Source organism: Saccharothrix luteola, assembly GCF_020859565.1.
GTDB classification, from domain to species: domain Bacteria; phylum Actinomycetota; class Actinomycetes; order Mycobacteriales; family Pseudonocardiaceae; genus Actinosynnema; species Actinosynnema luteola.
Map to the genome: position 1 here is coordinate 355,419 of NZ_JAJHUO010000001.1, position 12,974 is coordinate 368,392.

The window sequence follows — 12,974 nt, forward strand, 5'->3', positions numbered from 1 at the left end:
CGACCGTGGACGATGTGCTCGAGACCGACTACCGGCGCCCCCGCGACCCGGTGGAGCTGTGGCTGGCCCGGCAGTGGCAGGAGGTCATCGGGTTCACCGTCGGCATCCGGGAGAACTTCTTCGAGGTGGGCGGCAACTCCCTGGACGCGGCCCGGGTCGTCAACGCCGTGTTCGACGAACTGGGCGTCCAGCTGCCCCTGAACGTGATGACCGAGCACCCCACCGTGGAGAGCCTCGCCGCCCGGCTGCGCGACCACAACGGGCAGCTGTCCGACCCGCTGGTGGAGATCCAGCGCGGCGACGGGACCGCTCCCCCGTTGTTCCTGGTCCACCCGGCCAACGGGCAGGTCGGTCCGTACGCCGGGCTCGCCCAGTCGCTGGGCGAGGACTTCACCGTGTTCGGGCTCCAGGCGGCCGGGCTCTACTCGGACGTCGACCCGGTCCCCTCGGTGCGGTCCATGGCGCACACCTACGTCGAGGCCGTCCGCGCGGCGTGGCCGACCGGCCCCTACCTGCTCGGCGGCTGTTCGACCGGCGCGGCGATCGCCCACGAGATGGCCGCCCGGCTCACTGAGGACGGCGCCGAAGTGCGGCTGCTGGCCCTGGTCGACCCCGAGCTCCTGGACATCGGACCCCGGTTCGACCAGCCGCCCGCTGACCTGGTCGCGGTCCTGGACCGGTGGAAGGAACTCGACCTCGTGCCGTCGGACACGACCCCCGAGTTCGTCAGGCGTTCGGCGCGCGTGTGGCAGGCGAACGAGGACGCCGTCCGCGACTGGGAACCCCGTCCGTACTCCGGTCCGCTCGATGTCCTCCTCAGCCCCTCGGGCGACCGGCCGGCGTTCGCGGACTGGCCGTCGGCGGCGGCGCGCGAGCACACGCCGCGGGACGGGGACGTGGCAGGCGTGCTGCGCGGGTTGATCGGCTGACCGGGATGAGCACCTCGACCGACACCGGTCAGCGCAGGCGGCGCGTGCGGCTCACGCCCGTCGACGCCATCCAGGTCACCGCCACCGGATCGCGTGCGGCCGAGGGACCCGTCACCCTCGGCCAGCTCAACACCCTCCAGTGGTTGGAACCCGACGCCGACCACCTCGCCGCGGTCCTGCGCGTCGAACTGCCCGTGCCGCACGGGAGGTCCGCGGCCGACGTGGTCGAGGCGGCCTCCGTGCTGGTGGCCAGGCACGAATCTTTACGGACCACCTACATCCGGGGCGAGGACCCACGTCAGGTGGTCGCGGCGACCGGCACGTTCACGCTCCACGTGTGCGCCCTCGGCGAAGGTCCGTGGGGGCCTCGCGACCGCCCGGCGGTCGCCGTGAGGCTGCTCGCGTGGTTGCGGGAACGGCGCGACACGGCGGCCACCACGCTGCGGATGGCGGTAGCCACCGACGAGCACGGCGCGGTCATCGCCTGCGTCGCCGCGTTCTCGCACCTGGCCGTCGACTTCGGCTCCCTCGAGGTGCTCAAGCGCGAGTTCGCCGAGATGCTCGCGCACCCGGACCGCCGACACGTGGGCGAACCCCGCCACCAGCCGCTGGACCAGGCCGAGCTGGAGGCGACGCCCGCCGAGCGACGTCGGACCCGGGCGGCGAACGACTACATGCGGGAGCTCGCGTGGCGGCAACCCCGCTGCCTGCTCGCGCTGCCCGGGGCCAGGGAGTCCGGCGAGTCACTGGCGGTGGAGCTGTTGTCCCCGGCCGCCGCCATGGCGGTGCGACAGGTGGCGGCACGCAGCCGGTCCAGCCGGTCCTCCGTCGTGCTCGCCGCGACGTGCGCGGTGCTGGCGCGGCGCACCGGCTACCGCGAGCTGGTGTTCCCGTCGCTGTCGAGCAACCGCTTCGACCGCCACCTCGTCGACTTCGTCGGTTCCCTGGCACAGGGCAGCCTCCTCGCCGTCGACGTCGGCGACCGGAGCTTCGACGCGCTGGTCAAGCACACGTGGGCGGCGGTGCTGGAGGGGAGCAGGCACGGCAGGTACGACGGCGTCGAGCGCGGCACGTGGGACGATCAGATCCGGCACGAACGGGGTATCCACTTCTCCTACGACCCGTTGTTCAACAGCCTCGTGCCCGAGTCGTGGTCCGGGGTCACCGCGGGCGTCAAGCACCGGCCGGAGGAGATCACCGCCGCGCTGCGGCAGACGGAGCTGCGGTGGCGTCCGGTGCCCCACAACGGGACGCCGGTGCGGTTCGGCCTGGACGAGGTGGACGGCAGGGTCCGGCTCGACCTGTGGAGCGCGGACACCGGGCTGGTGCCGCGAGCCGAGATGGAGTCGTTGTTGCTGGCCGTCGAGCGCCTGCTGGTCGGCGCGGCCGGGGGTGACCTCGACGCCTCGCGCATCCGCGAGGTCACCGGCCTGGACCCGATCGCCCGCACGCCCGACTGGGTGCTGGTCGACTCGTGCTGGGTCGACCTCGCCGAGATGCAGCAGCTGCTCGACGAGGCCCTGGCGCCTTCGACGACCCGCATCTTCGGCTCGGTCGACGGCCGCGACCTGGTCGCCTACCTGACCGCGACCGATGCCGTGCGGACACCCGAAGAGGCCCATGCCCGTTGCCTGGCCGCCCTGCCCGACCACCTCAACGCCCTCACCCCACGCCACTACGTCCTGTGCCCCACCGCCCCGGTCGACGTGGCGAACCCGGCCGCGTGGCCCGCACCCCTCATCACCGGCACCGGGCGTTGACCACCGGAAGCCCCCGTTCGGCGCGGTGCGAGGGGTACCGTGTCGTCCCGCCGGAGCAGTAGGGCGAAGGGCAGGTCGGTCGGGTGTCGTTACCTGGTGGTGTGGAATCGGGGTGGCCGCTGGTGGCGCCGCCCCATCACGCCCCGGAGCCGGGTGATCCGGCGGCGGTGGGGACGTATCAGGTCGAGGGGGTGTTGGGCGAAGGGGGAATGGGCCGGGTCTACCTGGGGCGGACACCGGCCGGGGGCGCGGTGGCGGTGAAGGTCGTGCACCGGGAGTTCGCCGCGGACGGCGGGTTCCGGGCGCGCTTCGAACGCGAGGTGGCGACGGCCCGGCAGGTGCACGGGTTGTACACGGTGCCGGTCGTGGACGCCGACCCGCGCGCGGAACGGCCCTGGCTGGCGAGCGCCTACGTGGCCGGCCCCTCGTTGCAGCACACGGTGACCGAGCACGGGCCTGGCTCCACGGCGACCGTGCTGCGGCTGGTCGCCGCGGTGGCGGAGGGGTTGCAGTCGTTGCACGCGGCGGGCGTGGTGCACCGGGATCTCAGACCGTCCAACGTCCTGCTCGTCGCCGGTGGGCTGCGGTTGTCCGACTACGGCATCGCGAACGCCGTGGAGGGCACGTCGGTGACGCGGGCCGGCGCACCGGCGTACCTGGCGCCCGAATACATCCGGGGCGATGAGGTCACCGGGGCCGCGGACGTGTTCGCGCTGGGGCTGGTGGCGTACTTCGCGGCGACCGGCCGGTTGGCCTTCGGCGGGGGGCACGCGCACGCGATGACGTACCGGATCGTGGAGCAGGAGCCCGACCTGGAGGGCTGCCCGGAACCGCTGCGGGACCTCGTCGTCGACTGCCTGCGCAAAGACCCGCGGCAGCGGCCCGCTCCGGCCGAGATCGTCGAACGGTGCCGGGTCACCGCCCACGGCGACGGTCACGCGAGCCCACCGCCGGCCGTGCAGCCAGCCGTTCAGCCGCCCGTGCAGCCAGTTGTGCAGCCAGGTGTGCAGCCGATCGAACCCACGGTCACCCGACCTGTCATCCCGCCCGGACCTCCGCCACCCCCGCACCTCCCCGGCGCGTCGGGTCCGCAGGGGCTCACTCGGCGGCAGCTGCTGCTGGGTGCGGGCGGCGTGGTGGGCGTGGCGGGGCTCGGCATCGCCATCGCGGCCCTCTGGCCGGACGACTCGGACCACGGCGACGTCCCGCCCGTGGTGACCGGTCCGTTCCGCCTCGCCGGGACCTTCACCGACCACACCGCCAGCGTGAACAACGTGGCGTTCAGCCCGGACGGCCTGCTGCTCGCCGGCATGAGCGGCGAGGACATCCGGTTCTGGGACGTGGCCGGTCACGAGCAGCGCGCCGTGCTCACCGGGCAGGCGAGACCCACCTTCGGCATGGCCTTCAGCCCGGACGGCAGGCTGCTCGCCACCGCTGACGACCGGACGGTGCGGCTGTGGGACGTCGAGAGCCGCGAGGCCAGAGCGGCCCTGTCCGGCCACACCGGTGAGATCGGCGACATCGCGTTCAGCCCGGACGGTCGGCTCCTCGCCTCCGCCGGCGAGGACAAGACCGTGCGGTTGTGGGATGTGGCGAGCGGTGGGGAGCGCGCTGTCCTCACCGGGCACGGCACGAACGTGCCGAGCGTGAGCTTCCACCCGGGCGGTCGACTTCTGGCGTCCTGCTCCGGTGAATCCGTGTTCTTGTGGGACGTGCCCGAGGGACGGCTCCGCGACGTTCTCGACGTGCACAAGGGGAACGTCTGGGCCGTGGCGTTCAGCCCGGACGGCGCGGTCCTGGCCGCGTCGGACACCGGCACCGGCAGCGCCGGCGGCCGGGTGGTCTTCTGGGACGTCGAGGTGGTCGGTCAGCAGAACGCCGTGCTGGGCGGCAACGAGAAGCCGATCCGCGACCTGGCGTTCAGCCCGGATGGCCGGCTGCTCGCCACGGCCGCCGAGGAGCTGAAGGTCTGGGACGTGGCCGGCGGCGGGCTGCTCGCCGTGCTCGACGGGCACGACCTCGGCGTCAACGACGTGGCGTTCAGCTCGACCGGGCTGCTGGCGTCCGCCGGCCTGGACGCCCGGGTGCTGCTGTGGGAGCGGGTGTAGTCGTGGCGCAGCCGGGTGGTGTGGGGTGGCCGGTCGTCGTGCCGCGGCACCGTGGACCGGAGCCGGGTGATCCCGAGACCGTTGGCCCGTACCGGATCGACGGCGTGCTGGGCACGGGCGGGATGGGTCGGGTCTACTTGGGACGGACACCCGCCGGGGTCGCGGTGGCGGTGAAGGTCGTGCACCGGGAACTCTCCGAGGACGGCGGCTTTCGCCGGCGGTTCGAGCAGGAGATCGCGACGGCCCGACTGGTGCACGGGCTGTACACCGTGCCCGTGGTCGACGCGGACGTCCGTGCGGAGCGGCCCTGGTTGGCCACCGCGTACGTGCCCGCGGCTTCCCTTCAGCAGGTGGTGGACGAGACCGGACCGCTGACCGGCGAGACCGGACTGCGGTTGGCGGCGGGGCTGGCGGAGGCGTTGCAGTCGCTGCACGCGGCCGGGGTGGTGCACCGGGACCTGAAGCCGTCGAACGTGCTGCTGACCGCCGACGGCCCACGGGTGACCGACTTCGGCATCGCACGGGCCGCGGACGTCACCTCGTTGACCGGGACCGGCGTGCTGACCGGAACGCCCGCGTACCTGGCGCCGGAGTACCTCCGCGGCCAGGAGGTCACCGGGGCGGCCGACGTGTTCGCGCTGGGCGTCCTGGCGTACTTCGCGGTGACCGGTCGGTTGGCGTTCGGCGGCGGTCACTCGCACGCCGTGACGTACCGGGTCCTGGAGCAGGAACCCGACCTGTCCGGCTGCCCGGAGCCCTTGCGGAGCGTCATCGTCTCCTGCCTGGCCAAAGATCCTGGACGGCGACCCGCACCGGCCGAGATCGTCCAGCGATGCCAGGCAGGTGCCCAGCCCTTCCCACCGGCGGCACCGTACCGACCTGGCGCGCCCGGGTTGACCCGGCGACGGCTGCTGCTGGGTGCGACCGGGCTGGTCGGCGTGGCGGGGCTCGGCATCGCCGTCGCGGTCCTGTGGCCGGAAGACGACGACCCGCGACCCGTCGTGACGCCCTCGAGCGAACCACCCGGCGACGGCGGCTCGTTCCGCCTCGACGCCGAGCTGCCCGGCCACGACCAAGGGGTGGTCAGCGCCGTGGCGTTCAGCCCGGACGGGCGGACGTTGGCGACCGGCGGCGGGGACCGCACGATCAGGCTGTGGGACGTGCGCAAGCGCCTGCAACGCGCCGTCTTCACCGCCCAGGAGCACGGGCTGACGGACGTGGCGTTCAGCCCGGACGGGCAGGTCCTCGCCTCCTGCGCCGACCTCGACGAGTCCGGCCAGCGGCACGACACCGTGATCAGGCTCTGGGACGTGGCGACCCGCCAACCGCGAGCCGTCCTCGCCGAACACACCTCCGGTGTCGGCGGCGTGGCGTTCAGCCCGGACGGCGCGCTGCTCGCCTCCGCGGGCTCCGACGACACGATTCGGCTCTGGGACGTGGCTGGTGGCGTGCAGCGAGCGGTGCTGGCCGGGCGCACCAGCCCGTACGCCCGCATCGCGTTCAGCCCGGACGGGCGGCTCGTCGCGTCCGCCAGTTCGAAGAACGCGGTCGGGGTGTGGAACGTGGCCGACGGTCGGCAACTCGCCGACCTCACCGGGCACACCGAGGAGGTGCGGGCCGTGGCGTTCAGCAAGGACGGCCTCCTCGCGTCCGCGAGCCGAGACCGCACGGTACGACTCTGGGACGTGACCACGGGCCGGCAACGCACCGCCCTCAAGCACGACTCGGGCCTCACCGCGGTCGTGTTCAGCCCGGACGGCAAGGTGGTCGCAACCAGCAACTGGATCGACAACGCGGTGGTCCTGTGGGACGTGGACACCGGCGACCGACGCGCCACCCTCACCGGCAAAGGCCGCGGTCACGTCGAGAACCTGGCGTTCAGCCCGGACGGCAGCATGCTGGCCACGGCGAATTCCAACGGCACGGTGACGCTGTGGACGCGCGGGTAGGCACGGGTTGACGGCTACCGGCGGGCGTTGATCGGCTGGTCCGCGGTCGGCCCGCCGCCGAAGCGGGCCGACCGGGGGGGGGGGGGGGGGGGCCCGGGGGCCCCCCCCCCCCCGCCCGCCCCCCCCCCGCGGAACTGGTGCGGGTGGTTACGGCGTGACGGAGAGCAGGTGTGCCTTGAAGCCCTCACCGACGCCGGGCTCGGGCGTACCGCTCCAGTCCTTGATGAGCACCGCACCCGTGCTGCAACCCCACGGGTTCCAGGTCCACGCGAGGTAGCTGATCCGGTGCGCGTCGGCCCAGTCGACCAGCCCCTGCATGTAGTCGAAGCCGCAGTTGTCCTGACCGAACTCGCCGAGCACGATCGGGACCTGCTGGGCGATCGGTGCGATCTGGCTGTCCCAGCAGGACACGGTGGCGCAGGCGTTGAAGCTGTAGGCGTGCCAGGACGCGGCGATGTTGTTCAACGGGTCGATCGGCTTGTGCGCCAACCACTCCCGCATGTCGTTGGCCCACTCCAGGCCGCCGAGCATCACGACGTTGGTCGCGCCCGTGGCCCGCACCGCGTCGACCAGGTCCTGCATGCCGGCGACCTCGTACGGAATACCGGTGCAGGTCCCGCCGTCCCGCCAGCACTGCCAGCCCAGGGTCTTGTTCCACTCGGCCGGCATGTCCGGGTACGGCTCGTTGAACAGGTCGAACACGACCGCGTCGTTGCCCTTGAACGCGTTCGCCACACCGGTCCAGAACTGCGGGGCGTACCGGGCGTCCGGCATCGGCTTCTGGCACACCGCGTGCTCGTCCTTGCAGTGCCAGTCCGGCCCGTTCGTGTAGGCGCCCCAGGTCCAGTGCAGGTCCAGGATCACGTTGATGCCGTTGCGCACCAGCAGGTCCACGTAGTCCTTCACGGCCTGCTGGTACGCGGGCCCGCCGGGCGAGCCGTGCACGCCCAGCCAGCACTCCTCGTTCAACGGGATCCGCACCGCGTGGATGTTCCAGGTCTTCATCGCGTCCACCGACGCCTGGTCCACCGGACCGCCGTCCCACATGCCCTTGCCCTGCACGCAGGCGAACTCACCACTGGAACGACTCACCCCCAGCAACCGGCGCGGCTTGCCGTCGGAGGTGACCAGCTTGTTGCCCGACACGCGCAGCTTCGGCGCCGGACCGCCGACCGGCGGAGTGGTGGTCGTGGTCGTGGTGGTCGTGGTGGTCGTGGTGGTCGTGGTCGTCGTCGTCGGGTCGACGCCGGTGCACGCGGCGCCGTTGACGGCGAAGTCCGTCGGCTTGGCGTTGCTCCCGCTGTAGGAGAAGTTCGCCCCGGCGCTGACGCTGCCCTTCGCGGGGATGGTCGCGTTCCAGCTCAGGTTGGTCACGGTGACCTGCTTGCCCGACTGCGACCATACGCCGTTCCAGCCGTGTTGCAGGCTCTGGTTGCCCGCGTAGCTGTAGGTCAGCGTCCAGCCGGTGACCGCCGACGAGCCGACGTTGGAAACCGTCACCTTGGCGCCGAACCCGCTACCCCAATCGTTGGTCGTGTAGTCGACCCGGCACGCGAACGCCGCCGCCGCGCTCGCGTCACTTGCCCACGACCCGCCCGCCGCCGCCACCAGGGCCGTGCCCGCGATGGAGACCACGGCTCCCAATGCCGCGATCACGGTGCGGCGTTTTCCGACTGTTCTCATCCTCAGCACTCCTTTGTGCGGGCGACTCTCGATCCGCCGCCACATCTGGCTCCACCCTGTCCTGGGAGCGTTCCCAGAGAAAAACTCGGATCACCCTGCCGGCTGCGCGATCACCAAGAGCTCGAACAGGTCGACAGAATCCGGAGATGTGAACCGATCGCTATATCGGCGATCGACTCCGCGAGCCGATAACACCCGACACGGACGCGTTGGCGCAGCGGAGCACCCGCGGGTGCAGCAAAGCGGTCGGGTCGTGCAGCCTCTCCGACGTGCGCACGATGAAGTGGTGCGCTTCGCCGGCGGTCAGCGAGACGAGCATGTCGTCCACGACCGCGTCGGCGGCCACCTTGTCGGCCAGCAGGGCGATGTCGCGGACGTACGACGTGGCTCGCACGTCGACGCGGTACCCACCGGCAACGAGTGTGACGGTAGCCGTGAACGGTGCCGGGTCGTAGCGGAGGTCGAGGTCTTCGCCGAACAGGTGGTGAGCGCGGACACCACCGGCGATCGCGACCAGCACTTCGCTCTTCGGGTCGGTGGGCGCGAGGAGGTCGTCGGGCAAGTCCAGCGACGCGGTCGACCGAGGCGCCACCCTCAGCCGCAGCTCGGCGGTGGCCGACACCGCGCCGGCAAAGTCCTGTCGGGTCACGCGCACCGCACCCGCCCAGGGCTCGTCGTGGTCGTTGATCGCGACCAGGGTGGGCCTTCCCTCGCGGGGCTGGACGGTCAGCAGGCGTGGTGCGAACGCGTGCCGTAGGGCGTAGTAGAGGGGTTTGGGGCGCTCGTCGCTGTCGATGGCGGCCCATGAGGTGACCGGCCAGCAGTCGTTGAGCTGCCAGACGAGGGCTCCCGCGGTCCGAGGCCACCAGGAGCGGTAGTGCTCGATGCCGAAGGCCACCGCGCGGGCCTGGTTCAGCTGGGTCGCCCAGTGCCACTGCTCGAAGTCGGCGGGAACCGGCAGGTGGGGCGCGAGGCCGCGCTCCAGTTTGCCGTTGCCGTCTTCGGCTTTCTGGTGGACCAGGAACGAGGGCGAGGTGGGTGTCAACGGGTCGTCGTGCACCCATCGGGTGAGGGTGGCCCAGGTGGGTGGTCCCTGGAAGCCGAACTCGGCGCAGAACCGCAGGACGTGGTCGCGGTAGTGCGTGTAATCCAGGGCGTTCCAGACGCCCCAGACGTGGCTGCTGCCGTGGTTGGGATCGTCGGGCGACACGCCGTCGGGGCCGTGCGGGCTGCCCGGCGCGTAGGGGCGGGTGGGGTCGAGTTCCGCGACGATGCCGGGCAACAGGTCGGTGTAGTAGCCGATGCCCCAGCTCCGCCCTTCGAGGCCGTCCTTCCACCCCCAGTCCGTGTAGGCGGGGAGGGTTTCGTTGTTGCCGTTCCACAGCACGAGTGACGGGCGGGAGACCAGGCGGGTGACGTTCTCCCGGGCCTCGGCCTCGACCTCCCCGCGCAGCGGCTCCTCCTCGGCGTAGAAGGCGCAGGCGAACGGGAAGTCCTGCCACACCATCACGCCGCGTTCGTCGCAGGCGTCGTAGAAATCGTCGGTCTCGTAGATGCCGCCGCCCCACACCCGCAGCATGTTCATGTTGGCGTCGACGGCCTGGTCGATCCGGCGGGCGAGCCGCTCGGGGGTGACCCGGGTGAGGAAGTGGTCGTCCGGGATCCAGTTGGCGCCCTTGGCGAAGACCCGCTTGCCGTTGATGACGAAGGTGAACGGGGTGCCGTGCTCGTCCGGTTCGGTGTGGACGGTGACGGTGCGGAACCCGATCCGGCGGCGCACGGAGTCCACCGGCCGCCCATCGGCCACCAGCTCGACGGTCAGGTCGTAGAGCGGGTGGTCACCGTGCCCGACCGGCCACCACAACCGCGCGTCCGGCACGAGCACGGTGACGTGCGCGTCGTCGCCGGTGACCACCACCCGTTCCGCGCGGTCGCCGACGGTGGCCACCACGGTGTAGTCGCGATCCGCGGCGCGGTCCAGCGCCAGGTGCACGTCGACGCGGCCGGTGCCGTCCGCGTCCACGGTGACGAGGGGGCGCACCGCGGTCAGTCGGGCGGTGTCCCAGCGTTCCAGCCGCACGGGTTTCCACAGGCCCGCGGTCTGCAGGTCGGGTCCCCAGTCCCAGCCGAAGGAGCACGCCATCTTGCGGATCGCGTTGTACGGGTGCGGGTAGGCCCGCTGGCGCCAACCGAGTTCGACCTCCGCCTGCTCGGCGTGGGCGAGCGCGGACCGCAGCGTCACCGTCAGGTCGTTGTCGCCGTCGCGCAGGGATCGCCCGACGTCGAAGCGGTAGCCGCGGTGCATGTTGGCGGTGTGGCCGAGCACGTCGCCGTTCAACTCGACGGTGGCGACGGTGTCGATGCCGTCGAAGACCAGGTCCACCCGCTCACCGGCACGCGGCGCCTCCGCCCGGAACGTCGTCGAGTACCGCCAGTCGACGCGGTGCATCCAGGTCAGCGCGGCCTCGTTGCCGTCCAGGTACGGGTCCGGGATGAGGTTCGCGGCCATCAGGTCGAGATGGGTGCTGCCCGGGACCCGGGCGGGCACGTCGTGGTCGACGAGAGCCCCCGGCACCGGGCCTCCCACCGCGCGCACGCACCAGCCGTCGTGCAGGTCCGAGCGCGTCATGGTGGCCCGCCTTCCGTTGGTCGACGTCGACACAGGAGGTCGGAGTGATAGTTACTCAGGCAGGCGAAGTAAGTCAACAGCGGCAGGCTCACCCCTGCGGACGCCTGTTGAGACGGTACGAGCGGATGCGTGCGTTTCGCCTATTGACGGCTTACTTAGGCAACTTAATATTGGCTGCCGCAGACTCGTGTCATGACATGACCGCGAGCAGCACGTCAAGGAGGACGTCGTGACGGTGCCGAGGAGTCCTCACGCGGGTGCGCGCGCCGCGATCGCCCTGCTCGCCGCCGCGGTGATGGCAGCGGCTTGCGGATCGTCGGACACGCCCGCCGGGTCGGACAGCTCCACCCTGGTGGCGTACACCGGTCAGTCAGGCGACTACCAGATCAACTTCAACCCGTACGCGCCGACCAACATCGGCGGGACCGGGACGATCTTCCAGACCCTGTTCTTCTACAACATCGTCGGCGACGCCGAACCGACGCCGAGGCTGGCTACCGACTTCACCTGGAACGCCGACGGCACGCAACTCTCCATCACCCTCCGGGACGGCGTGAACTGGTCCGACGGCACCGAGTTCACCGCCGCCGACGTCGTGTTCACGCTCGACATGATCAGCAGGAACAAGGGCATGAACAGCACCGGCTACGCCGGTCGCGCCGAGGCCGTCGACGACACGCACGTGGTCATCACCTTCGACCGGCCGTCGTTCGCGGACGGACCGTCGATCCTCGGCAAGACGTACGTGGTGCCCGCGCACAAGTGGAAGGACATCGCCGATCCGGCGGTCACCCCGATGGCGGACCCGATCGGCACCGGCCCGTACCTGCTGGAGGAGTTCAAGCCACAGGCGTACACGCTCAAGGCCAACCCCACCTACTGGGGAGGCGAGCCCGCCGTCAAGAAGATCCGCTACCTCGCCCTGTCCGGCAACCAGGCCGGCGCCGCCGCGCTCAAGGCCGGGCAGGTCGACTGGCAGACCGGACCCGTGCCCGACCTGAAGGACGTCGAGCGGAACTACCCCGGCTACCGCTCCGTCATCACCCCCGTGAACCAGATCGCGCTGGTCACGTGCGGCAACACCACCCTGGGCTGCCAGGGTCCCCAGACCGACCCGGCCGTGCGGCAGGCGATCTACCACGCCATCGACCGGACCCAGCTCAACGCGCTGGCGTTCGAGAACACCGGCAGCGACATCTCACCGAGCTTCCTGCTACCCGACCGGGACAGCGCCCTCATCTCCGACCGGCTGCACGACCGGACCGCCCCGATGCGACCCGACCAGGGCAAGGCCCAGCAGCTCCTGGAGAACGCGGGTTACGCCAAGGGCTCCGACGGCATCTACGCCAGGAACGGCGAGCCGGTGTCGCTGACGCTGAGCACCGTCGCCGGCTGGACCGACTACATCACGGCGGCCGACACCATGGGACAGCAACTGCGGCGAGCCGGCATCGAGGTCACCGTGCAGCAGGTGTCCTGGAACGAGTTCGTCGACGCACGGGACCGCGGCACCTACCAGTTGATCATCGACTCGCTCTACCAAGGCCCGGCACCGGACCCCTTCTACCTCTACAACTACTTCTACAGCACCGCGCAGACCGCCGCGGTCGGCGCCAAACCCGGCCCGAACGTCAGCCGGTTCTCCGACCCGCAGGTCGACCAGGCCCTCGACGCGCTCAAGCTCGTCAACCCCACCGACACCGCCGCGCGGCAGCCTCACCTGGAGACGATCCAGACCCGCATCGAGCAGGCGATGCCCTACATCCCGGTCCTCACCCAGGGCACGATCAGCATCTACCGCGACGCCAAGTTCACCGGCTGGCCCACGAACAGCGACCTGTACGCCTTCCCCGCGGTCTGGGCCCACCCCGACCACGCGGAGATCATCCTGCGTCTCAAGCCCACCGGCCGGTGAA

General features: G+C 71.3%; 7 protein-coding genes. 5 read left to right on the forward strand and 2 right to left on the reverse strand.

Features of this window, described 5'->3' with window-relative positions:
• The first annotated feature begins 5 nt into the window (after positions 1-5).
• The 4 genes from LNK82_RS01420 (at position 6) to LNK82_RS47510 (ending at position 6,746) form a co-directional block, all read left to right on the forward strand.
• A complete protein-coding gene (locus tag LNK82_RS01420) occupies positions 6-929 on the forward strand; it encodes a thioesterase domain-containing protein (protein ID WP_230565040.1) in 924 nt (307 codons plus the stop codon).
• A gap of 5 nt (positions 930-934) precedes the next feature.
• On the forward strand, positions 935-2,689 hold the full coding sequence (locus LNK82_RS01425; protein ID WP_230565041.1) for a condensation domain-containing protein: 1,755 nt from the start codon (positions 935-937) through the stop codon (positions 2,687-2,689).
• Between the two features lie 122 nt (positions 2,690-2,811).
• On the forward strand, positions 2,812-4,797 hold the full coding sequence (locus LNK82_RS01430; RefSeq protein WP_230565042.1) for a WD40 repeat domain-containing serine/threonine protein kinase: 1,986 nt from the start codon (positions 2,812-2,814) through the stop codon (positions 4,795-4,797).
• Positions 4,782-6,746 carry a WD40 repeat domain-containing serine/threonine protein kinase gene (locus tag LNK82_RS47510; protein WP_230565043.1) on the forward strand — a complete coding sequence of 655 codons (1,965 nt, stop codon included), beginning with the start codon at positions 4,782-4,784 and terminating at the stop codon, positions 6,744-6,746. Before LNK82_RS01430 ends, LNK82_RS47510 begins: the two co-directional genes overlap by 16 nt.
• A gap of 147 nt (positions 6,747-6,893) precedes the next feature.
• Here the strand turns inward: LNK82_RS47510 and LNK82_RS01440 are convergent, their stop codons facing one another.
• Positions 6,894-8,429 carry a cellulase family glycosylhydrolase gene (locus LNK82_RS01440; protein WP_230565044.1) on the reverse strand — a complete coding sequence of 512 codons (1,536 nt, stop codon included), beginning with the start codon at positions 8,427-8,429 and terminating at the stop codon, positions 6,894-6,896.
• Between the two features lie 160 nt (positions 8,430-8,589).
• Positions 8,590-11,058 carry a glycoside hydrolase family 2 protein gene (locus LNK82_RS01445; RefSeq protein WP_230565045.1) on the reverse strand — a complete coding sequence of 823 codons (2,469 nt, stop codon included), beginning with the start codon at positions 11,056-11,058 and terminating at the stop codon, positions 8,590-8,592.
• Between the two features lie 229 nt (positions 11,059-11,287).
• On the opposite strand from LNK82_RS01445, the gene LNK82_RS01450 reads away from it, so the two are divergent.
• The gene (locus LNK82_RS01450) at positions 11,288-12,973 is read left to right on the forward strand and encodes an ABC transporter substrate-binding protein (RefSeq protein WP_230565046.1); all 1,686 of its coding nucleotides are present in this window, start codon (positions 11,288-11,290) and stop codon (positions 12,971-12,973) included.
• Position 12,974: the final 1 nt, after the last annotated feature.